This window comes from Streptomyces sp. NPDC051310, from assembly GCF_044455245.1.
Lineage (GTDB): Bacteria > Actinomycetota > Actinomycetes > Streptomycetales > Streptomycetaceae > Streptomyces.
On sequence record NZ_JBITEO010000004.1, the window covers coordinates 192931 to 213133 of the forward strand.

General features: G+C 72.4%; 20 protein-coding genes and 2 pseudogenes. 9 read left to right on the top strand and 13 right to left on the bottom strand.

Annotation, left to right across the window (positions count from 1 at the left end; all coding sequences use genetic code 11):
- Positions 1-94: 94 nt before the first annotated feature.
- Positions 95-703: pseudogene (locus ACIA79_RS07940) on the bottom strand (VanZ family protein); the annotation flags it as partial.
- On the bottom strand, positions 603-995 hold the full coding sequence (locus ACIA79_RS07945; RefSeq protein ID WP_399427277.1) for a hypothetical protein: 393 nt from the start codon (positions 993-995) through the stop codon (positions 603-605). The gene ACIA79_RS07945 and the pseudogene ACIA79_RS07940, both read right to left, overlap by 101 nt.
- A gap of 634 nt (positions 996-1629) precedes the next feature.
- Between ACIA79_RS07945 and ACIA79_RS07950 the strand changes: the two genes are divergently transcribed.
- The gene (locus ACIA79_RS07950; protein WP_399427278.1) at positions 1630-2862 is read left to right on the top strand and encodes a glycoside hydrolase family 64 protein; all 1233 of its coding nucleotides are present in this window, start codon (positions 1630-1632) and stop codon (positions 2860-2862) included.
- A gap of 79 nt (positions 2863-2941) precedes the next feature.
- On the opposite strand, the gene ACIA79_RS07955 is transcribed toward ACIA79_RS07950, so the two are convergent.
- Entirely contained in the window at positions 2942-4096 is a 1155-nt protein-coding gene (locus ACIA79_RS07955) for an FAD-dependent monooxygenase (protein WP_399427280.1), read from the bottom strand.
- Between the two features lie 72 nt (positions 4097-4168).
- On the opposite strand from ACIA79_RS07955, the gene ACIA79_RS07960 reads away from it, so the two are divergent.
- Entirely contained in the window at positions 4169-4726 is a 558-nt protein-coding gene (locus ACIA79_RS07960) for a TetR/AcrR family transcriptional regulator (RefSeq protein ID WP_399427281.1), read from the top strand.
- A gap of 58 nt (positions 4727-4784) precedes the next feature.
- Here the strand turns inward: ACIA79_RS07960 and ACIA79_RS07965 are convergent, their stop codons facing one another.
- On the bottom strand, positions 4785-5582 hold the full coding sequence (locus tag ACIA79_RS07965) for a TetR/AcrR family transcriptional regulator (RefSeq protein ID WP_399427282.1): 798 nt from the start codon (positions 5580-5582) through the stop codon (positions 4785-4787).
- Between the two features lie 145 nt (positions 5583-5727).
- Between ACIA79_RS07965 and ACIA79_RS07970 the strand changes: the two genes are divergently transcribed.
- Positions 5728-6393 carry a DUF4386 domain-containing protein gene (locus tag ACIA79_RS07970; protein ID WP_399427283.1) on the top strand — a complete coding sequence of 222 codons (666 nt, stop codon included), beginning with the start codon at positions 5728-5730 and terminating at the stop codon, positions 6391-6393.
- Positions 6394-6513: 120 nt separating this feature from the next.
- Here ACIA79_RS07970 and ACIA79_RS07975 read toward each other — a convergent pair whose 3' ends face one another.
- Positions 6514-7023 carry a hypothetical protein gene (locus ACIA79_RS07975; protein ID WP_399427284.1) on the bottom strand — a complete coding sequence of 170 codons (510 nt, stop codon included), beginning with the start codon at positions 7021-7023 and terminating at the stop codon, positions 6514-6516.
- Between the two features lie 227 nt (positions 7024-7250).
- Between ACIA79_RS07975 and ACIA79_RS07980 the strand changes: the two genes are divergently transcribed.
- Positions 7251-7874, top strand: a complete 624-nt coding sequence (locus tag ACIA79_RS07980; RefSeq protein WP_399427285.1) for a YceI family protein — start codon at positions 7251-7253, stop codon at positions 7872-7874.
- An 18-nt stretch (positions 7875-7892) separates the two neighbouring features.
- On the opposite strand, the pseudogene ACIA79_RS07985 reads toward ACIA79_RS07980, so the two are convergent.
- Positions 7893-8291 (bottom strand): annotated as a pseudogene (locus ACIA79_RS07985) (ATP-binding protein); the annotation flags it as partial.
- A 112-nt stretch (positions 8292-8403) separates the two neighbouring features.
- Here ACIA79_RS07985 and ACIA79_RS07990 point away from each other — a divergent pair.
- Together ACIA79_RS07990 and ACIA79_RS07995 are read left to right on the top strand one after the other, a co-directional pair.
- The gene (locus ACIA79_RS07990; RefSeq protein ID WP_399427286.1) at positions 8404-9228 is read left to right on the top strand and encodes a helix-turn-helix domain-containing protein; all 825 of its coding nucleotides are present in this window, start codon (positions 8404-8406) and stop codon (positions 9226-9228) included.
- Positions 9225-9467 carry a DUF397 domain-containing protein gene (locus ACIA79_RS07995; RefSeq protein ID WP_399427287.1) on the top strand — a complete coding sequence of 81 codons (243 nt, stop codon included), beginning with the start codon at positions 9225-9227 and terminating at the stop codon, positions 9465-9467. Before ACIA79_RS07990 ends, ACIA79_RS07995 begins: the two co-directional genes overlap by 4 nt.
- 120 nt (positions 9468-9587) lie before the next feature.
- On the opposite strand, the gene ACIA79_RS08000 is transcribed toward ACIA79_RS07995, so the two are convergent.
- Complete coding sequence (locus ACIA79_RS08000; protein WP_399427288.1) at positions 9588-10934, bottom strand: hypothetical protein; 1347 nt, start codon at positions 10932-10934, stop codon at positions 9588-9590.
- A 106-nt stretch (positions 10935-11040) separates the two neighbouring features.
- On the opposite strand from ACIA79_RS08000, the gene ACIA79_RS08005 reads away from it, so the two are divergent.
- The 3 genes from ACIA79_RS08005 to ACIA79_RS08015 are packed head-to-tail and all read left to right on the top strand — an operon-like array spanning position 11041 to position 13450.
- Entirely contained in the window at positions 11041-11844 is an 804-nt protein-coding gene (locus ACIA79_RS08005; protein ID WP_399427289.1) for an alpha/beta fold hydrolase, read from the top strand.
- Positions 11841-13136 (top strand): PP2C family protein-serine/threonine phosphatase, encoded by a 1296-nt coding sequence (locus ACIA79_RS08010; RefSeq protein ID WP_399427290.1) that lies wholly within the window; start codon positions 11841-11843, stop codon positions 13134-13136. Before ACIA79_RS08005 ends, ACIA79_RS08010 begins: the two co-directional genes overlap by 4 nt.
- A complete protein-coding gene (locus ACIA79_RS08015; protein ID WP_399427291.1) occupies positions 13130-13450 on the top strand; it encodes an STAS domain-containing protein in 321 nt (106 codons plus the stop codon). Before ACIA79_RS08010 ends, ACIA79_RS08015 begins: the two co-directional genes overlap by 7 nt.
- A gap of 30 nt (positions 13451-13480) precedes the next feature.
- Here the strand turns inward: ACIA79_RS08015 and cimA are convergent, their stop codons facing one another.
- From cimA to ureA, 6 genes are all read right to left on the bottom strand, one after another.
- Positions 13481-15094 (bottom strand): citramalate synthase, encoded by a 1614-nt coding sequence (cimA, locus tag ACIA79_RS08020; RefSeq protein ID WP_399427292.1) that lies wholly within the window; start codon positions 15092-15094, stop codon positions 13481-13483.
- Positions 15095-15495: 401 nt separating this feature from the next.
- Positions 15496-16038, bottom strand: coding sequence for a TetR/AcrR family transcriptional regulator (locus tag ACIA79_RS08025; RefSeq protein WP_399427491.1), 543 nt, complete (start codon positions 16036-16038; stop codon positions 15496-15498).
- Between the two features lie 92 nt (positions 16039-16130).
- Positions 16131-16685, bottom strand: coding sequence for a hypothetical protein (locus tag ACIA79_RS08030; protein WP_399427293.1), 555 nt, complete (start codon positions 16683-16685; stop codon positions 16131-16133).
- 43 nt (positions 16686-16728) lie between these two features.
- Complete coding sequence (locus tag ACIA79_RS08035) at positions 16729-17739, bottom strand: agmatine/peptidylarginine deiminase (RefSeq protein WP_399427294.1); 1011 nt, start codon at positions 17737-17739, stop codon at positions 16729-16731.
- An 11-nt stretch (positions 17740-17750) separates the two neighbouring features.
- Complete coding sequence (locus tag ACIA79_RS08040; RefSeq protein ID WP_399427295.1) at positions 17751-19472, bottom strand: urease subunit alpha; 1722 nt, start codon at positions 19470-19472, stop codon at positions 17751-17753.
- A complete protein-coding gene (ureA, locus tag ACIA79_RS08045) occupies positions 19469-20176 on the bottom strand; it encodes an urease subunit gamma (protein WP_399427296.1) in 708 nt (235 codons plus the stop codon). Before ureA ends, ACIA79_RS08040 begins: the two co-directional genes overlap by 4 nt.
- Positions 20177-20203 lie beyond the last annotated feature (27 nt).

Below are 20203 nucleotides of genomic sequence, written 5' to 3' on the forward strand. Positions count from 1 at the left end.
CGACGACGAGGCCGGCGCCCCAGCACGCATCCCGCGCGACGCCCGCGCTCCGCATCCCGCGAAGGCGCAGCCATACGGCTCCGGCGCAGGTGCCCAGAAGGGCTCCCGCCGCGTTGGCCACGACGTCGGTGGCGCTGCAGGACCGCCCCAGGGCACCGGTTGTCTGCACGAGTTCCACGGTCCCGCTACCGATGACCGAGACCGCCGCCACCGTCAGGGGCCGGCGGAAGACGAGTACCGCCAGAAGCGCCGCAGGAACGAAAAGAGCGATGTTGAGAAGAGAACTGGGCGAGGCGAAAGACGTGTCGGCCAGCCTGTGTCGCACAAACCCTTCATCGCGGAGCCTGCGCTGCCCGGAAGAAGCGTCACGGAGACGACTCCTGCCACGGCAATGGCGAGCAGACTCGGCAGCAGGGCCGACCGCTTTCGCGCTCGCGAGATGAGCGCCGCGGGAAGGGCCAGCAGCGCTGCCAGCACGAGGAAGAAGGACAGAAGGCCCGGCACGGCCCCGATGGAAGCTTCGATCACAGAATCCGGCCTTTTCGAAACAGGGCCGGGAAGCGGCCACGGTGCCCGCTCCCGACCCCAGGGACGTGCGAGGCTCAGCAGAAGGTGACGGTCGGGGTGGTGTACTGACCGCTGGTCGCCACCATGTAACCCGTCGCCTTGCAGTCGGGTGCCCACAGCGCCTTGGACAGGCCACCCCACGACTTGGCCTTTGTCCGCCCTGCTGAGATCTTCATGGCATCCGTCTTGTGCAGCCTCGTGGTGGTCCAGATCGCCAGCTGGATACTGGTCTCGCCACCACCCGTCTTCGTGTACTTCGTGACGGAGTAGAACAGCTTGGAGTTCCCGCTCACCTGCGAGCCGTCCTGCGCCTCGAAGTAAAGAGTTCCGTTCGAAAGCTTGGTGCTCGTGGAAACGGCGAAGGCGTTATTGCCGACAAGGACAAGAGCGGCGGTCATTGCAGCCGTAGCCATAACCCGTTTGAACATGAGATCCCCCCTCCTTCTCTGCTGCGCCCCTCCCGGAAGGTCAACCCCGGACCTCGGCAGCGAAGACGAACGTATGCCGATGCCTGCTCGACGCGCCAATGGGAAAACGATTTCGTGGCGAGAAAGGCCGCACCTCTCGAAACAGTGGGATCCGCTCGGTGGAACGCGTCGGCGAGCATGCAGTGGTGTGGGCCATCGGGAACATCGACACTTCTCGCAGCGGAAGCGCGCGGCCCTCCAGTCCGTGTGGTCGTTGCCGTCGCCGGCGTCCGTGACGGTGAGGGCGGCTACGACGCGCCCGTGAGGCCCGCCGCCGGCTGGTGTGCGCTGTCCCGGGACGAGTGAAGCCGGCTTCTCCGTACCGTCGGCCAGGACGCGGAGGCGGACCGTGCCGCGGGTGACCCGCTCGCCGTCGAACCCACCTCGGCGGTGCAGGACCCGCACCGGCCGTCCATCCGCGAGGGAAGCCACGGGCGGCGGCCACGGTAGGCCCAACTCGCATGCTCACAGGCCAACTTGTGAATACATACGAAATCTGAGAGCGCTCTCAGTCACATGTCTTGACGCGTCATCCGGGCGCCACGAGAGTGTGTGCCACCTCCCACCACTCCCGACCCCCACTAGGAGTGCCCCCATGACCATTCGCCCCTCCGGCCGCCTGACCCGCCGCGGGTTCCTCGCGGGGACCGCTGCCGCCGCCGCGACCGCCGCGCTGACCTCCCGCTCCCCCGCCTCCGCGGCTCCCGCGACCTGCGAACTGGCGCTGGTGAACCGTTCGTTGCCGGGCACGGTGCACGCCTACGTCACCGGTCACGAGCAGGGCACCGGCCGCTGGGTGCTGCTGCGCCCGGGCGGCGGGGTCTACCGCCCCGAGTCCCCCGCGCGCCCGCTGACCCCGCTGCCCGTCGACTGTGCCATCCCGCTCCGCCCGGCCGGCGCGGGCCCGGTGGTGCTGACGCTGCCGCAGATGTACGGCGCCCGCGTCTACTTCGTCCGCGACGCCAAGCTCGACTTCTTCCTCAACCCCGGCCCCGCGCTGGTCGAACCCGCCTTCGCGACGTCCGCGGACCCCAACTACGGCCGCGTGTGGTCCTTCGCGGAGTTCACGTTCAACCCCTCGCAGCTGTACGCCAACATCAGCTACGTCGACCTCGTGACGGCCCTGCCCATCGGCATCACGCTCACCGGCGACGCCACGCACACCGTCGCCCCGCTGCCCGCCGGAGCGCTCCAGCGGATAGCGGACGGGCTGGTGGCGCAGGCCGCGAGGGACGGCCAGCCGTGGGACAAGCTGGTCATCCGCTCCTCCAGCGGCTCGGTGCTCCGGGTGATCTCCCCGCAGAACCTCATGGCCCCGTACTTCGACCGCCCCGACCAGATGCCGTTCCGCACCGCCTTCACCGGCTACATCGACCGCGTCTGGCAGAAGTACCGCACCACCGACCTGCGCATCGACCTGCAGGGCGGCCGCGGCGTCCGGGTCGGCCGGGTCAACGGCGACGTCCTGACCTTCACCGGCGGCCACAGCTTCACCAAGCCGAGCTCGAAGGACGTGTTCACCTGCAACCACGGCCCCTTCGCCAACAACCCCGCGGACTCCGACGACCGCAAGGCCCTGCTGGCCCGGCTGGCGGCCGGCTTCAACCGCACCACGCTGCTCACCCACCCCGACCAGCCCAACGGCCCGGCGCCCACGGACTACTACCGCGACCCGTCGACGAACCACTGGGCACGGGTCGTCCACGCCAACACCCCGATCGGCTACGCCTTCCCCTACGACGACGTCCGCCCGGACGGCCGCCCGGACGTCTCGGGCGCGGCCCACGACCCGAACCCGCGCCGCTTCACCGTCTCCGTCGGCTCCTAGCAGCAGGACAGCCCGGCGAACACGACCGCCCACGCGCAGGCGATGCGCCGCCACAGCGTGGGCGGGGCCGCGAGCCGGGTCAGCGCAGCCGGGGCGGGACCCAGGCGTGGTGCCGGAGGATCATGCGCGTCGCGGCGCGGGAGGGTGTCAGGCGCATCGCCGTGTTCCTCAGCGCGACGGCCACGGGGTGGGAGAGCTGCTGGCCCATCCGCCCGGCCTGCCGGGCCGCCCGCGCCACCGCCTGCGAGCGGGGCCGGCGCTCGGCGTCGTAGCGGGCGAGCGCGGCCGCGACGGTGGACTCGGCGGCGAGGGCGGCGGCCAGGGTGACCGCGTCCTCCAGCGCCTGGCAGGCGCCTTGTCCGAGGTGGGGGGTCATCGCGTGGGCCGCGTCACCGAGCAGCGCGATGCGGCCGGCCGTGAACGACGGCAGCGGAGTGCGGAGTTCGTCGACGTCGTGGTGGAGTACGGCGGCGGGCCGGGTCGCGTCGAGCAGCGCGGGGATCGGGTCGTGCCAGGTGCAAAAGCGCCGGCGCAGTACGGACAGCGGGTCGGCGAACCGCGTCCCCGCGGGAAGGCCGAGGACGGCGTGCCACTCGGCCCGCCCGTCCTCGAAGGCGATGTGCCCGAACTCGGCCCCGTGGCCCCAGGTCAGCTCGAAGTCGGTCTCCAGGTCGACCGGCTGCTCGGTGATGGCGCGCAGCACCGCCGAGCCGCTGTGGACCGGGCCCGGGTGAGCCGGGAAGAGCAGGCCGCGCACCTTGCTGCGGATGCCGTCGGCCGCCACCACCAGATCGGCGTCCAGGATCCTGGCGCCGCAGTCGACCCGGACCGCCCCGGGGCCGGCCTGCTCGACCGTCGCCTGCGAGCCGATCAGCAGTGCCCCGGCAGGCAGGGACGCGCGCAGCAGCCGGTGGAGGACCGAGCGGGGGATGCCCATGATCGGCGTGCCGACCGCCCTCTCCAGCACCGCGCCGTCCATCCGGGTCAGCCATCCGCCCCCCGGCGTACGGGTCCCACCGCTGTACTGGCCTCGTGAGGCCTCCCGTACCGCTGCGCCGACGCCGAGTTCGTCCAGGGCCCGCAGCCCGTTGGCGGCGAGCGAGATGCCCGCCCCGGCGTCCTCGGGCAGGGACGCGCGCTCGACGACCGTCACGTCCCAGCCGATGCGGCGCAGGCCGATCGCGGCGGCCAGTCCGCCGATGCCCGCTCCGACCACTACCGCCGTGCCGCCCATACCGCATCCTCTCCTTCTACACCTGTAGAAGAACGACGCTACCGGAAGGCTCTACAGGTGTAGAAAGGGGGTATGACAACGGAACGGCGCACCCTCCTCGCGGACGCGGCTCTCGACGTACTCGCCGACGAAGGGATCCGCGGCCTGACCCACCGGGCGGTCGACCGGAGAGCGGCCCTCCCGCTCGGCACCACGTCGGCCTACTTCCGCACCCGGGCCGCCCTGCTCACCGGACTCGTCACCCGCCTCGTCCAACGCGACCAAGCGGAACTGCAAGCGATGGCCGAAGCGCTTCCGCCCCTGCGCACGGTCGGCGCACTGGTCGACGGCCTGGCCCGGCTCACCCGGCAGCGACTCACGGGCGAGGGCCGCCGCCGCTCGCTCGCCCGGTACGCCTGCGCCGTCGAGAGCGTGCGCGACCCCGAGCTGCGCGAGATCCTCGTCCCCCGCGAGAACGCAGGCCGCGAGGCCGTTCGGCTCTTCCTCTCGCGGCACGGCGTCGCGGACGTCGAGAACCGCGCCCACACCCTGCTCACCTGCGTCGACGGGCTGGTCTTCGATCGACTGGTGAGCGGCGGCGACGTTCCGCGCGAGGCGCTGGAAGGTCTGGTCGCCGCCGCCCTGCGTTAGCACCGGCGCTCAGCGGGCGCCCTCGGGCACGCCACCGCTCCGCCGCCCCGGCCACGCCTCACGATTTCGCCGGAGCGGAGGTCCAGCCCTGCCGGTGGAGGCGTTCGAAGCCGTCCAGGAGCAGGTCCAGCGCGAACTCGAACTCGAACTGGTCGTCGCAGCCGCCGCCGACGACCGAGTCCGCGTCATGGGCGGCCGCCGCCGCGATCTCCGCGACCCAGGGGTACGCCACGGCCGCCCCCACCGCAGCCGCATCCGGGGCCACAGCCGCGGCCGAGGTCGCAGCCGGAGCCGCATCCGGCACCGGAGCTGCATCCGACGCCGGCACCGGGACCTCAGCCGGCGCCTGGGGCGCGGCCGGAGCGGCCGCCATCGCCCGGCCGCCGTCGAACAGCTCCCGGGAGAAGCCCAGCAGCCGGCTGCCCAGCGCGTGCATCACGTGGTGGGTGAGGTCCGCGGAGAGGCCGCCCTCCCGGAACGTCCGGATCGTCGCGTCCAGGTACGCCAGCACGGCAGGCGTCGGCCCCGTCCGCGACTCGATCACGGCCGCCGCCCACGGGTGGCGCAGCAGCACCCGCCGCGCCGCGAGGATCCGCTGCCGCACGGCGCTCTTCCAGTGGGCCCCGGCCTCCGGCGGCTCGATCTCGCCGACGACCGCGTCCACCATGCCGTCGAGGAGTTCCTCCTTGTGGGCGACGTGCTTGTACAGCGCCATCGGCACCACGCCGAGCTCCTGGGCGAGCCGGCGCATGCTGAGCGCCTCGGCCCCGGCGGCGTCGGCCAGTTCGACGGCCGCGCGCAGCACCCGGTCCCTGCTCAGCGGCGCACGGCCACCGGTTCCCCGCTGCGGAGTCATCCGCTCTCCTCCCCTTCTCCTTCAAACCCGGTTGACGAGTGTACGACGTACACCTAAGGTGACCGCCAGAGCCGAGGTGTACGCCGTACACCTCGCACAGCTCAGGAGGGGAGTCCCCATGGAGGCCACGAGAAGGACCGCCGCGGTGACAGGAGCACTGTTCCTGGTGACCGAGGTGGCCGCCATCGCCGGGCTGGCGCTGTACCGCCCCGCCCTGGACGGTGCCGCGTACGTCACCGGGGCGGGCGCGGACCACCGCGTGCTGCTCGGAGCGCTGTGCGAAGTGGTGCTGCTGGTCGCCGTGGTGGGCACCGGGGTGAGCCTCTTCCCGGTGCTGCGGCGCCGGCACGAGGCGCTCGCGCTGGGCTACGCGTGCGGCCGCCTGCTCGAAGCGGCCGTGATCGCGGTCGGCATCGTCGGCATGCTCGCCCTGGTGACGCTGCGCGGGGAAGCGGCGGCCGCCGGGAGCGGCGACGGCGCCCCCTTCGAAGCCGCCGCCACCGCCCTCACCGCGGTCCACGACTGGACCTTCCTGCTCGGCCCCAACATCGTCCTGGGGGCGAACACCCTGGTCCTGGCGTACGCGATGCACCGGTCGAGGCTGGTGCCCCGGGCGCTCACCCGGCTGGGCCTGGTGGGCGGCACGGCGATCTGCGCCTCGGCCGTGGCCGTGCTGTTCGGTGTGTACCCGCAGGTGTCCGTCGCCGGTTCGGCCGCCGCCCTCCCGGTGTTCGCCTGGGAAGTGATCCTGGCGGTACGGCTGCTGACCCGCGGTTTCGAGCCGGCCGCCCCGGCGCCGGCCCCGGCCTGAGCGCGGACCGCGGCCGATCCGCTGGCTTCACCCCCGCTGCCCCGGCGCCGGTCTGAGCGCGGCCGCGGGACCCGACAGCCACCCCGGCGCCGGCCCCGGCCCGGGCGCGGACCGCGGGACTCAGCAGCCGCCGCAGTTGTAGTACGTCACGTCCCAGTGGTTGCCCTCGTCGGCGTAGATGTTGCCGGAGCCGGACTTCCACTGGGGCGCGCCGTCACCGCGCACGCCGATGTAGGTGAAGGTGTTCCTGATGTAGTTCCCGATGCACGTGTACTTGCTGTAGTCGAGCTTGTAGCCGTTCCAGTGGGAGTACGTACCCCCGGCGTGGCCGGTCTCCGTGCCGCCGGTGATGTTGAGCGCGCAGCCGCTCGCGCTCTTGAGCGTCTGGGCCCCCTTGGCGGTGGCGAGGTTGAGCTGCTCGAAGGACGTACAGGTCGGGTTGTTGCGGTCGGAGCAGCCGCCGGACGACGACCACGTGATGCCGGACGAGCGGAACATCGAGGTCGCGGTGGCGTGACTGATCTTGGTGACGGCGTGGGCGTCGCCCGCGCCGGTGAGGACACCGAAGCCGGGGGCGAAGAGGGCTCCGAGGACGAGCGCGAGCGCGCCGATGACCGAGCGGACCTTCATGGGCATTCCTCCTGCTGGTGCTGTGGCGGGCGGTGCAGGTGGAGCAGACAGATGGTGCCCGAGCTCTCCGCGCGTCCGCCAGAGGGCGTCGCCGGACGATGCGGGACGCCCGGAGAAAACCCCCGCAAGACTTGTTGAAAGTTGAACGGAATAGGACTACAGTCGGTCTCGTTGAAGGTTCAACCAACGGCGGTCCGACCGGCCGCCCCGTCCCCCAGGAGCACGTCATGGGCCTGTTCAGCCGCACCTCCGCCGCCCCGGCCACCGCCACCACCGCCGCCGTCGCCGTCGCCGTCGCCGTCGACCCGGCCCTCGCCGCCCTGACCGGCGAGTACGCCATCGACCCGGCCCACAGCAGCATCGGCTTCACCGCCCGCCACGCCATGGTCACCAACGTCCGGGGCTCCTTCGCCGACTACTCGGGCTCGCTGACGCTCGACGGCTCGGACCCGGCCGCGTCCGCCGCCTCGATCGACGTCAAGATCGGCTCGATCGACACCGGCAACGCCGACCGCGACGGGCACCTGCGCAGCGCCGACTTCTTCGACGCCGAGCAGTTCCCGCTGATGACCTTCCGCTCCACCTCGGCCGAGGCCCTGGGCGGCAGCGACTACCGCATCACCGGCGACCTGACCATCAAGGGCGTCACCAAGCCGATCTCGATCGACCTGGAGTTCAACGGCGCCGCCAAGGACCCCTTCGGCAACGAGCGCGTCGGCTTCGAGGGCAAGGCCGAGCTGCTGCGCTCCGAGTGGGGCCTCACCTGGAACGCGGCCCTGGAGACCGGCGGCGTCCTCGTCAGCGACAAGATCAAGCTCACGTTCGAGATCTCCGCCATCCGCAACGCCTGACGGGGCGCTCGATCCGGTGCGGAACGCGCACCACACGATCTTGCCGGGGTTCCGCTCCCCCACTCCCCAGGCATCGGCCAGCGCGGCCACCAACAGCAGCCCGCGCCCGGACTCCGACCGGGCGTCGGGCTGCCGCGCGTCCACCGTGCCGTCGCCGCTGTCGTGGAGTTCGACCCGCAGCAGGCCGGCGCCCGCGGGCCGCAGCAGCCGCAGCCGGTACCCCCGCCCCGGCGGTACGCCGTGCACCAGCGCGTTCGTGGCGAGCTCGCTCACGCAGAGCACCACGTCCTCGGCGCGGCCCCCGATCCCCCACACGGTGAGCGCCCGCGCCGCGAAGCGCCGGGCCTCCCGCACCGACCTGCGCTCCCGCCGATAGAAGGCCTCGCACAGGTACGGCAGTTGAAGTTCGTCGTTCATGGACCCACTGTCACTGTGCGTCACTATGCTGGACCAGAGCGTCAGGCCGTACAAACCACTTGTACGGCTCCTGACCGCGTCATGTACTCCAGCGGGTGGGAAGAGGGCGACCATGCACCCAGCGACCAAGCCCAGGAAGAACGCCACCTGGCACCTCATCGGTGCGCAGCTCGGGCAGCTCCGCAGAGCCGCGGGCCTCACACAGCCCGAGCTGGCCAGGCGGCTCTGCATCCACCCCGAGACCATCGCCTCCATCGAGCAGGGCCGCAGACCGCTGAAGTACGACCTGGCCGAGCAGCTCGACCAGATGCTGGGCGGCCGGGGCGTGCTGGCGGCGGGCGTGGCGCGCGTGCCGGAGCGCGAGCGGTACCCGGCGTTCGCGCGGGACTTCATCGAGCACGAGCAGCAGGCGCTGACGCTGCTGTGGTACGAGCAGAAGCTGGTGCCCGGACTGCTCCAGACTGAGGGGTACGCGGCGGCCGTCTTCGCCTCCCTCTACCCGCCGATCAGCACGGACGACGCCGAGGAACGGCTCTCGGCCCGGCTCGACCGGCAGAAGCTCTTCGACCGCAAGCCCTGGCCGCCGATGATGAACTTCATCATCGAGCAATCTGTGCTGGAACAGCCGCTCGGCGGCCGCCACGTCCTGCGTGAGCAGATCCGCCACCTGCGCCGCTGCGCCGGACTGCCCTTCATGGGCGTCCAGGTGATGCCGACCGCCCGTGAGAAGCACGCCGGGCTCAACGGCCCGATCGTGCTGCTGGAGACCCCGGACCACGATCAACTGGCCTATATCGAAGGCCAACGGGTCAGCTTCCTCGTGGACGACCCCGACGAGGTCAGTGTGCTGCACCAGATGTATGGGATGCTGCGGTCACAGGCCCTGAGCCCCGAGGAGAGCATGGGCCTGCTGGACGATCTGGCAGGAGAGTCATGACACCCGCAGCAGCACTTACCTGGTACAAGTCCAGCTACAGCGGTCCCGAAGGCGGCGCCTGCGTCGAAGTCGCCTACGCCTGGCGCAAGTCCGGCTACAGCGGCAGTGAGGGCGGAGACTGCGTCGAGGTCGCCGCTCACCCCGCCGCCGTCCACGTCCGGGACTCCAAGGTCCAGGACGGCCCCATCCTCACCGTCTCCCCCGCCGCCTGGACCGCGTTCCTCACCGACCGGGGCTGACTGCTGCAGGTGGAAGGCCCCGGCCGGAGGGGATGGGCCGGGGCCTCCATGCTTCCGGGGCCTCCTTGTTTCTCCCGGGCGCTCCTTGTTTCCAGGGCCTCCTCGTTTCCGAGCGGGGCGTCAGAACCCGCCGCCGCCGAAGTCGCCGCCACCTCCCCCGCCCCAGTCGCCTCCGCCGCCTCCGCCCCAGCCGCCGCCGAAGTCGGAGGCGTTGAAGTCGGCGCCGGAGACGTCGCCGCCCTCGAAGCCGCCGAAGTCACCGCCGCCGTACTCCGTCGCGTACGCCGGGGTGGCGAGCATCGAGCCCATCATGGTGCCGACGAGCAGGCCGGGCAGCAGGCCGCCGCCGAAGTAGCCGCCCGCCCACGGGCCGTACACCGGTCCGGCGTCCCAGTAGGGCCTGCGGCCGTACTCGGTCTCGACCGTGCGGGCCATCGGGGCCTCGCCCTGCTCCAGCCGGGTCGCGTCCGCCGCGCACACGGGCACCTCGCGCGCCGCGCCGCCGGGCGGGGCCCACGGGACCTCGGTGGCCGCCGGGCCGTGGCGCGGGTCGAAGAAGCAGGGTGCCCGCCGCTCGGGAAGCGGGCGGCCCTCGCGGCGGGCGGCGAGGACGGCCAGGGCGTAGCGGCCGTCCTCCAGGGCCTCGGTCACGCCCCTGACGTCATGGGGGTGCCGGGCCTGGCCCATCAGGGTCTTGGCCTTCTCGTACGAGTCCAGAGAGCGCTCGTAGTCGGCGCGCATCGCGTCGTCGGCGCCCGGTTCGGCCGGATGGAAGTCCAGCCGGTCCAGTTCCTCGCCGTACGCGGTGATGTCCTCGTCCACGACGACCCGGAGCCGGTCGAGCGCCTCGCGCTCCTCGGCCTCCAGCCGCTGCTTCCTGCGCCGGCGGACGGCGACCACCGTGGCGGTGCCGGCGGCCGCGACGGCGCCGAGCGTGATCAGCCCGCCGACCGGGACGTCGTCACCCGGCACTCCGGTCCAGGAGCCGGGTGCGGAGCCGCGGGTGCTCGGCAGGGCCTGCCCGACGAAGTCGTTGAGCTGTGTGTCGGCGTCGACGCCGGGCTGGCGGACGGAGCTGAGGATGTTCTGGACCGCCTGGTTGGACAGGACGGTCCGGTCGGCGCCGGCGGTGAACCGGTCGCCCAGCCGGATCGCGTACACGCCTGTGATGCCGGTCTCGGAGCGCAGGTTGCGTAGCAGTCCGTCCGGCGGGAACTCGTTCGTGGCGGGCAGTACCGCTACGAAGATCGGTTTGTCGGCATTCTTGATCCGCTCCGCCAGCGCGTCCGCCTCGGCGGGCGGGAGCTGGTCGGCAGCGGCGGGGTGGACGTACACCGGCCCCTTCTTCAGGGCCGCCGCGGCGTCGTCGAGGCCCGTGGCGGCCCCTGCTGAGGGGGCGAACGCCATGAGCAGGATCAGTGCCAGCCCGGCCAGGGCCGACAAGAAGGGGAACGGCCTGGTCCTCATATCATCGACGCTACCCGAATGCGCATAAACAAGACATACGAGTGTGAGAAGAACCCCTGTCGCCGACTTCGAGGTGCCGGCGGCACAAGTGGCAGGATTGCCCACCATGGACATCCGCAGCAGGAACAACGTGTCGGTGATCGGCCCCGAGGACGGACCGGTGGTCGTGCTGGCGCACGGCTTCGGCTGCGACCAGAACTTGTGGCGGCTCGTGGCGCCCGCTCTGGCGGAACGTTTCCGTGTCGTCCTGTTCGACTACGTCGGCTCCGGCAAGTCCGACCTGTCCGCCTGGAGCGCCGAGCGGTACGGCTCGCTCGACGGATACGCGCAGGACGTCCTGGACGTGTGCGAGGAGCTCGACCTGCGGGACGCCGTGTTCGTCGGCCACTCGGTGAGCGCCATGATCGGCGTCGTGGCCTTCGCCCGGCAGCCGGAGCGGTTCGGCAAGCTCGTGCTGCTGACCCCCTCGCCGTGCTACATCGACGACGAGGGCTACCGCGGCGGCTTCAGCCGCGAGGACATCGACGAGCTGCTCCAGTCCCTGGAGGCCAACTACCTCGGCTGGTCGGCGACGATGGCGCCGGTCATCATGGGCAACCCCGACCGCCCCGAGCTCGGTGAGGAACTCACCAACAGCTTCTGCCGCACCGACCCGGAGATCGCCCGGGTCTTCGCCCGCACGACCTTCCTGACCGACAGCCGCGGGGACCTGGCGAAGGTCACCGTGCCGTCCCTGGTCGTGGAGTGCGCCCAGGACGTCATCGCCCCGCGCGAGGTCGGCGCGTACGTCCACGCCGCGATCCCGGGCAGCCGACTGGTGACGCTGGACGCCACCGGTCACTGCCCGCAGCTGAGCGCCCCGCAGGCGACCGCCGCCGCGATCATCGAATTCGTCGAGGACGTGCAGTGACCCGCGCCGCGGAGCCGGACCGGATCGGCGGCTGGACGGCCGCGGACCGGGACGTGCTGTTCGCGACGCTCCTGGAGGACAGTGTCGAGGACCTGTACGAGAACGCGCCGTGCGGGTACCTGTCCACCCTCATGGACGGCACCATCGCCAAGGTCAACACCACCCTGCTGACCTGGCTCGGCCACCACCGCGCGGACCTGGTCGGGCGCCGGTCGTTCACCGACCTGCTCTCGGTCGGCGGCAAGCTGTACCACGAGACGCACTTCGCCCCGCTGCTGCACCTCCAGGGGGAGGTGCGCGGCATCGCCATGGAGCTGCGGACCGCGGACGGCGGCCGGCTGCCCGTGCTGGTGACCTCCACCGTCAAGCGGGACGACGCGGGCCAGCCGCTGCTGATCCGCACCACCGTCATCGACGCGCGCGACCGCCGGTCGTACGAGGAGGAGCTCCTGCGGGGCCGCCAGGTCGCCGAGGAGGCCCGCCGCCAGGCCGAACAGGACCGCCAGCGCCTCCAGGACGTGCTGGCCACGCTCCAGCGCAGCCTGCTGCCGCCCGCCCTGCCCGCCGTGCCGGGCCTGGAGTCGGCCGCCCACTACCACACCGCCTCCCCGGAGCACCTGGGCGGCGACTTCTACGACCTGTTCGCCCTGGGCGGCGGGCGCTGGGGCTTCTTCCTCGGCGACGTGTGCGGCAAGGGCCCCGAGGCGGCCGCCGTGACCTCGCTGGCCCGCTACACCCTGCGGGCCGCCGCGATGAACGACCCCGACCCGCGGGCGGTGCTGCAGACACTCAACACCGTGCTGGCCGACCGGTACCGGGCGGGCGACCCCCGCTACTGCACCGCCATCTTCGGGGTGCTCGACCACCGGGGGCCGGACGGCGCGGACGGCTTCGAGGTCACCCTCGCCAGCGGCGGCCACCCGTCGGCGCTGGTGCTGCGCGGCGACGGCGGCGCCACCTACCTGCCGACCCCGGGCGGCGTGCTCATCGGCATACTGCCCGACCCCGCCTTCTCCGTGGCCCGTACGGTTCTGGGCCCGGGCGACACCCTGGTCCTCTACACCGACGGACTCACCGAGGCGCGGACCGGTGACGGGCGCTACGGTGATGAGGCACTTCTCGGCTTCGCCGCCGGTCTGGCACCCTGCGGCGCCGAAGCCACGGTCAAGGCCGTCGCCGATCTGCTCGACGGATTCGGTGAGGGTCTCGATGACGACACCGCCGTGCTCGCGCTCGGCGCTCCCGTCGTCGGCAGCCCTTCTCCCGACCCCACCCTGACGACACCATGCTGAAGATCATCCACGCGCCCACGGCGTCCGGAGCCGTGCTGCGCATCGACGGCGACCTGGACTTCCGCACCACGCCCCAGTTCCGCGAAGCCCTGAACGACGTCGCCCTCGACGCCGGGGAGCGGCTCGTGCTGGACCTGGCCGGGCTGCGGTTCTGCGACTCCAGCGGTATCACCGCCTTTCTCGCAGCCCGCAACCACGCGGTGGCGGCAGGCGCGGACGTCGCCCTCGCCGCCGTACCCGACAACACCGTGCGGATCCTGCGCGTCGTAGGCCTCGACCAGATCTTCACCATCGAGGAACCCGACCACGCCTGAGCGGGCGCGGCCGGGTGCGGCGGACGCCGGTCACTCGGTGGGTTCGACGCCCGCCCGCAGCAGACCGTAGGTGTACGCGTCCTCCAGCGCCTGCCAGGAGGCGGCGATGACGTTCTCGCCGATGCCGACCGTGGACCACTCGCCGGCGCCGTCGGTCGTGGTGATCAGGACGCGGGTGGTCGACTGGGTGCCGTGGACGCCCTCCAGGATGCGGACCTTGTAGTCCACCAGCTCCAGCTTGGCGAGCTGCGGGTAGATCCGCTCCAGACCGGCGCGCATCGCCAGGTCCAGGGCGTTGACCGGGCCGTTGCCCTCCGCGGTCGCGACGATCCGCTCGCTCTTGGCCCACAGCTTGACCGTCGCCTCGTTGGCGTGGGTACCGTCGGGGCGGTCCTCCACGATCGCCCGCCACGACTCCGTACGGAAGTAGCGCCGCGCCCGGCCCTCCACCTCGGCGCGCAGCAGCAGCTCGAAGGAGGCGTCGGCGGCCTCGTACGTGTACCCCCTGAGCTCCCGCTCCTTGACGCGCTCGACGACCCGGCCGACCAGCTCGCGGTCGCCGCCGAGGTCGATGCCGAGCTCCCTGCCCTTGAGCTCGACGGAGGCGCGGCCGGCCATGTCGGAGACGAGCATCCGCATGGTGTTGCCGACCAGCTCGGGGTCGATGTGCTGGTACAGGTCCGGGTCGACCTTGATCGCGGAGGCGTGCAGCCCGGCCTTGTGCGCGAAGGCGGAGACGCCCACGTACGGCTGGTGCGTGGAGGGGGTCAGGTTGACCACCTCGGCGATGGCGTGCGAGATGCGGGTCATGTCGGCGAGCGCGCCCTCGGGCAGGACCTTGCGACCGTACTTGAGCTCCAGCGCGGCGACGACCGGGAAGAGGTTCGCGTTGCCGACGCGCTCGCCGTAGCCGTTGGCGGTGCACTGGACGTGCGTGGCACCGGCGTCGACGGCGGCCAGGGTGTTGGCGACCGCGCAGCCGGTGTCGTCCTGGGCGTGGATGCCGAGGCGGGCGCCGGTGTCGGCGAGCACGGTGGAGACGACGGCCTGGATCTGGGCGGGCAGCATGCCGCCGTTGGTGTCGCACAGCACGACGACGTCGGCGCCCGCCTCGTGCGCCGCGCGGACGACGGCCTTGGCGTAGGCGGGGTTCTCCCGGTAGCCGTCGAAGAAGTGCTCGCAGTCGACGAAGACCCGCCGGCCCTGCTCGCGCAGGTACGAGACGGTGTCGGCGACCATCGCGAGGTTCTCGTCCAGGGTGGTGCGCAGGGCCAGCTCGACGTGCCGGTCGTGCGCCTTGGCGACGAGCGTGACGACCGGGGCGCCGGAGTCGAGGAGCGCCTTGACCTGCGGGTCGTCGGCGGCTCGGGCGCCGGCCCGGCGGGTGGCGCCGAAGGCCACGAGCTGGGCGTTGCGGAAGCGGATCTCGTTCTTGGCGCGGGCGAAGAACTCGGTGTCGCGCGGGTTGGCGCCGGGCCAGCCGCCCTCGATGAAGCCCACGCCGAAGTCGTCCAGGTGCCGGGCGATGGTCAGCTTGTCGGCGACGGTGAGGTTGATGCCCTCGCGCTGGGCACCGTCGCGCAGCGTGGTGTCGAAGACATGGAAGCTGTCGTCGACGGAACGGCTGTCGGTCTCCGTGGTCATGACGGTGTTGGCTCCTGTGGGAAACGGCTTCTGGGGGTCTCCCCTGGTCCGGCGGTACCGGGCTCGGGGGAGAAACGCTCCACCTGCCCCCATCGTCGCGCGCCGCTCGCCTTCGGCCGGGGTGGGGCCGGAAAACGAAAAAACCCCTCGCGGGTGCGAGAGGTCTGCGCGCGGGTCTGGGGCACGGTGTCCGCCGCTCGCGGGTGTTCTGCCGCGGGTTCAGCGGTCACTGCGGACCGGCGCGCTGCTGCCCATAATCATGGCGGTAGCAAGCACGCGGGCAGTCTGCCACAGATGTGAAGACGCACGGACACGGATCTCACGATGCGGTCGCACCGCCGCCACGCCTCCACCGGCCCGCGCCCGCCGGCCGCCCCGGCCCCACGGGGGCGGCGGCCGGCTCACGGCAGCAGCGTCTGCTCGGTGAACTCGCGGACGTGGTCCAGCACCTGCGCGCGGCTCGTCCCGGGTATGCCGACGGCGACGTGCACGCTGAACCCGTCGAGCAGGGCCCGCAGCCGGGCCGCGTACCGGTCGGGGTCCACGGGCCGCAGCTCGCCGTGCGAGACGCCTTCGGCGAGGAGCGCAACCAGGTCGCGGTGCCAGGCGCCCTCGATGGCGGCCTGGCGGGAGCGGGCGTCCGCGTCGGCGTTCTGCGAGCGGTTCCAGACCTCCAGCCACAGCGTCCAGTGCGGGTCGCGGGGCCCGTCGGGCACGTACAGGTCGACGTAGGCGGCGAGCCGCTCGCGGACCGGCACGGCCTGCCGGGACAGCAGCGCGCTGCGCTCGGCGCCGAGGCGGCCCTCGCTCCACTCCAGGGTCTGCAGCAGCAGTTCGTCCTTGGTGCGGAAGTAGTACAGCAGGTGCCCGCTGCTCATCCCGACCTCGCGCCCGAGCCCGGCCATGGTGAGCCCTTCGAGCCCGCGCTCGGCGATGGTCTCCATGGCGGCGGCGAGCACCTCTTCGCGCGGTGGCGCGGCATTGCGGCCCCGCCGCCGGGCGGCGGGCGCCGGGGCGGGGGTCGGACGGGGTTCATTCACTCGTACGTTGTACCCGATCCTTCCAGGTCGTCGGCGGGGATCGTCCAGCCGTCCCCGGCCAGGCGCGCGCGCAGGGCGGCGACCTCGGCGGGGGACGCCTCCGGCAGGCCGGGGTCGGGCAGCTCGCCGAAGGCGCCCTCCAGGACCGGGGCGAGTTCCTCCTCGGCGACGAGCTCGCGCAGGATCACCGTCAGCGCCGGGTACTCCTCGTCCCGGGGGCCGCCCTGGTAGATCTCGCGCAGCTGCCGGACGATCTCCACGAGCCGGGGTCGCAGCCGCATCCAGCCGCGGCTGGTGCGGATCTCCGCCTCGACCTGGTCCAGGAACCAGCGCATGACCTCGTACGGCACCTCGTGGTGCTCGACGTCCGGGTCGGGGCCGGGGTGGAAGCAGACCGTCGGCTCGCGCCGCGGGTCCTCGTCGGGGACGATCGCGAGGGCGAGGAGCCGGTGCCGGGGTACGTCGTACAGCTCCAGGTACCAGGCGTCGTCGGGTAAGGCGTACATGATCTGCAGCGCGTAGTCGCGGCCGCCGTGCTCGATCAGGGGCATGGCCGCAGGCTGCCACAGCCGCGGCCGGCCCCTCGAACGGTTTTCAGACCTTCGGCTGCTGCTGCGTGATGCAGTGGATGCCGCCGCCGCCCGCGAAGATGGTGCGGGCGTCGACCAGGGTGACCGTGCGGTCCGGGAAGAGGCGGCGGAAGATGCCGGCCGCGATCTCGTCGCGCGGGTCGTCGAAGGCGCACAGCACCACGCCGCCGTTGCAGAGGTAGTGGTTGATGTACGAGTAGTCCACCCACTCGCCGTCCTCCTGCACGACGGTCGGAGCGGGGACCTCGACGACCTCCAGGCGGCGGCCCCTGGCGTCCGTCTGCTTGCGCAGCAGGTCGACGTTGGCCTTGCAGAGCTCGTGGTCCGGGTGGGACGGGTCGGGCTGGGTGTGGGCGACGACGACGCCGGGACGGGCGAAGGCGGCGACGATGTCGACGTGGCCGCGGGTGCCGTACATGCCGTAGTCGCCGGTCAGGCCGCGCGGGAGCCAGATCGCCCTGGTGGTGCCGAGCCTGGCGTGGATCTCCGCCTCGACCTGCTCGCGGGTCCACTCCGGGTTGCGCTCGGGGCCGAGCTGCACCGTGTCGGTGAGCAGGACCGTGCCCTCGCCGTCGACGTGGATGGCGCCGCCCTCGTTGACCAGGGGGCTGCTGTGCACGGGCACGCCGGCGAGGTCCGCGACATGGCGGGCGATCTTGGAGTCGTGCTCCCAGCGCGCCCAGTCCGCGGCGCCCCAGCCGTTGAACACCCAGTCCACGGCGGCGAGCTGCTCGCCGTCGGTCACGAAGGTCGGGCCGATGTCGCGCATCCAGGCGTCGTCCAGGTCCCGCTCGACGAGGTCGACGTCCGGGCCGAGCAGCTCCCGGGCGCCGGCCGACTGGCCCGGTCCGACGACCATCGTGACGGGCTCGAAGCGGCGGACGGCGCGGGCGACCGACGCCCAGGCGCGGCGGGCCTCGGCGAGCTCCTCGTCGTTCGTGAAGGTCGGGTTCGGGCCGGGCCAGGCCATCCAGGTGCGCTCGTGCGGGGCCCATTCGGCGGGCATGCGGAACATCGCGTGGTCCTTCACAGGAAGTAGAGGCGGTTGAGGGAGACGGAGTCGGCGGGGTCCGAGCGGACCGGCTCGCCGTCGAGGGTGACCAGGCCGGTGCGGCCGTCGACGGCGACGTCGCCGATGCGGGAGTTGAGCAGCAGGTTCCCGGGGCCGATGCCGCGCGTGCCGCGCACCGCGACCCGGCGGCGGCGCGTGGGCATCCGGTCGGCGCCGAGCTGCGCCGCCGCGCCGGAGACGAACGCCACCGAGAGGTCGGCCGCGGTGGCGCCGTGGGCACCGAACTGCGGTCCGAGGACGAGCGGTTCGCAGGTGTCGGTGGCGGCGTTCGGATCGCCCACGACCCCGTACGCGGGAAAGCCCGACTTCAGGACGAGCTGCGGTTTGGCGCCGAAGAACTCGGGCCGCCACAGCACGATGTCGGCGAGCTTGCCGGTCTCGATCGAGCCGACCTCGTGCGCGAGGCCGTGGGCGATCGCCGGGTTGATGGTGAGCTTGGCCATGTAGCGCAGCACCCGCGCGTTGTCGTCGCCGTCCCCGTCGCCCTCCAGGGGGCCGAGCTCGGCCTTCATCTTCCCGGCCATGGCGAAGGTCCGGCGTACGGTCTCGCCGGCCCTTCCCATCCCCTGCGCGTCCGACGAGGTGATGCCGATCGCGCCGAGGTCGTGCAGGACGTCCTCCGCGCCCATCGTCCCGGCCCTGATCCGGTCGCGGGCCATGGCCGCGTCACCGGGCAGGTCGGTCTTCAGGTCGTGGACGGAGACGATCATCCCGTAGTGCTCGGCGACCGCGTCCCGCCCGAAGGGCAGGGTGGGGTTGGTCGACGAGCCGATGACGTTGGGGACGCCCGCCATCTTCAGGACGTTGGGGACGTGCCCGCCGCCGCAGCCCTCGATGTGGAAGGCGTGGATGGTCCTGCCCTCCAGCACCTTCAGGGTGTCCTCGACCGACAGGCACTCGTTCAGGCCGTCGCTGTGCAGGGCGACCTGGACGTCGTGCTCCTCGGCGACGCGCAGCGCGGTGTCCAGGGCCCGGGTGTGGGCGCCCATGTCCTCGTGGACCTTGAAGCCGCAGGCGCCGCCCTCGGCGAGTGCCTCGACCAGCGGCGCGGCGTCCGAGGACGAACCGCGGCCGAGGAAGCCGATGTTGACCGGCCAGGCGTCGAAGGCGTTGAAGGCGTGGCGCAGCGCCCAGGGCGAGTTGACGCCGACGCCCCACACGGGGCCGAACTCCTGGCCGATGACCGTGGTGACGCCGGAGGCGAGCGAGGCCTCCATGATGCGCGGTGACAGCAGGTGGACGTGGGTGTCGACGGCGCCCGCGGTGGCGATGAGGCCCTCGCCGGAGACGATCGACGTGCCCGTGCCGACGACGACGTCCACGCCGTCGAGGGTGTCGGGGTTGCCCGCCCGGCCGATGGCGTGGATGCGGCCCTCGCGGATGCCGATGGACACCTTGCGGATGCCCTGCACGGCGTCGATCACCAGGACGTTGCTGATCACGACGTCACAGGTCTCGCGGACGGCGGCGGCCTTGAGGTGCAGTCCGTCGCGGGCCGTCTTGCCGAAGCCGGCGAGGAACTCCTCGCCGTACCGCTGCGCGTCCGACTCGACCCGGACCGTGAGGCCGGAGTCGCCGAGGCGCACCCGGTCGCCGGCCCGGGGGCCGTGGGTGGCGGCGTACTCGTACGGGGTGAGGCGGCGCGCTTCGGCGGGGTGGCCTCCGGGGCGGCTCATCGCCCGGCCTCCTGTCCGGTCGTTCGCGGTACGCCGAGGTAGCCGCAGGCGGCGGCGCGGCGCAGTGCCTCCTCGCGGGCGCCGGGCGCGTCCAGCGGCCCGTCGACCAGTCCGGCGAAGCCGATCGCGATCCGGTCGCCGCCGATCGGCACCAGCCCGACCTCGTCGCTCTCGCCCGGTCCGAAGCGCACGGACGATCCGGCGGGGACGGCGAGCCGCATGCCGTAGGCCCGGGGGCGGTCGAAGTCGAGGCGCGGGTTGGCCTCGAAGAAGTGGAAATGCGAGGTGACGGAGACCGGCACGCTCGCGGTGTTGGTGACGCTCAGCCGCACCACGGGCGCGGGGTCGGAGTGCTCCGGACCCGGCAGCAGCGCGCCGGGGGCGTCGCTCTCCCGGCCGCCTCCTCCGATGGGGTCGCCGACCACGGCGAGCCGGGAGCCGTCGTCGAAGACGGCCTCCACGTGGACCTCGGTCACGATGTCCGCGACGCCCGGCAGTACGTCGTCGGGCCCGAGCACCGAGCGGGCCGCCTCGATCGCCTCGGCCAGGCGGCGGCCGTCGCGGGCGGCCTCGCAGACGGTGTCCGCGATGAGGGCGGTCGCCTCCGGGACATTGAGCTTGAGGCCCCGGGCCCGGCGGGCCCGGGCGAGCTCGGCGGCGCTGAAGATCAGCAGCCGGTCGCGTTCCGTGGGGGTCAGTCGCACGTCACCACACCTTCCTGTTTGAGCACC

What these genes read in the sequence shown, in the direction of transcription:
- ACIA79_RS07945 (WP_399427277.1), bottom strand. Translation starts at nt 995, where the DNA reads ATGTTCAAACGGGTTATGGCTACGGCTGCAATGACCGCCGCTCTTGTC.
- ACIA79_RS07950 (WP_399427278.1), top strand. Translation starts at nt 1,630, where the DNA reads ATGACCATTCGCCCCTCCGGCCGCCTGACCCGCCGCGGGTTCCTCGCG.
- ACIA79_RS07955 (WP_399427280.1), bottom strand. Translation starts at nt 4,096, where the DNA reads ATGGGCGGCACGGCGGTAGTGGTCGGAGCGGGCATCGGCGGACTGGCC.
- ACIA79_RS07960 (WP_399427281.1), top strand. Translation starts at nt 4,169, where the DNA reads ATGACAACGGAACGGCGCACCCTCCTCGCGGACGCGGCTCTCGACGTA.
- ACIA79_RS07965 (WP_399427282.1), bottom strand. Translation starts at nt 5,582, where the DNA reads ATGACTCCGCAGCGGGGAACCGGTGGCCGTGCGCCGCTGAGCAGGGAC.
- ACIA79_RS07975 (WP_399427284.1), bottom strand. Translation starts at nt 7,023, where the DNA reads ATGAAGGTCCGCTCGGTCATCGGCGCGCTCGCGCTCGTCCTCGGAGCC.
- ACIA79_RS07980 (WP_399427285.1), top strand. Translation starts at nt 7,251, where the DNA reads ATGGGCCTGTTCAGCCGCACCTCCGCCGCCCCGGCCACCGCCACCACC.
- ACIA79_RS07990 (WP_399427286.1), top strand. Translation starts at nt 8,404, where the DNA reads ATGCACCCAGCGACCAAGCCCAGGAAGAACGCCACCTGGCACCTCATC.
- ACIA79_RS07995 (WP_399427287.1), top strand. Translation starts at nt 9,225, where the DNA reads ATGACACCCGCAGCAGCACTTACCTGGTACAAGTCCAGCTACAGCGGT.
- ACIA79_RS08000 (WP_399427288.1), bottom strand. Translation starts at nt 10,934, where the DNA reads ATGAGGACCAGGCCGTTCCCCTTCTTGTCGGCCCTGGCCGGGCTGGCA.
- ACIA79_RS08005 (WP_399427289.1), top strand. Translation starts at nt 11,041, where the DNA reads ATGGACATCCGCAGCAGGAACAACGTGTCGGTGATCGGCCCCGAGGAC.
- ACIA79_RS08015 (WP_399427291.1), top strand. Translation starts at nt 13,130, where the DNA reads ATGCTGAAGATCATCCACGCGCCCACGGCGTCCGGAGCCGTGCTGCGC.
- cimA (WP_399427292.1), bottom strand. Translation starts at nt 15,094, where the DNA reads ATGACCACGGAGACCGACAGCCGTTCCGTCGACGACAGCTTCCATGTC.
- ACIA79_RS08025 (WP_399427491.1), bottom strand. Translation starts at nt 16,038, where the DNA reads ATGGAGACCATCGCCGAGCGCGGGCTCGAAGGGCTCACCATGGCCGGG.
- ACIA79_RS08030 (WP_399427293.1), bottom strand. Translation starts at nt 16,685, where the DNA reads ATGCCCCTGATCGAGCACGGCGGCCGCGACTACGCGCTGCAGATCATG.
- ACIA79_RS08035 (WP_399427294.1), bottom strand. Translation starts at nt 17,739, where the DNA reads ATGTTCCGCATGCCCGCCGAATGGGCCCCGCACGAGCGCACCTGGATG.
- ACIA79_RS08040 (WP_399427295.1), bottom strand. Translation starts at nt 19,472, where the DNA reads ATGAGCCGCCCCGGAGGCCACCCCGCCGAAGCGCGCCGCCTCACCCCG.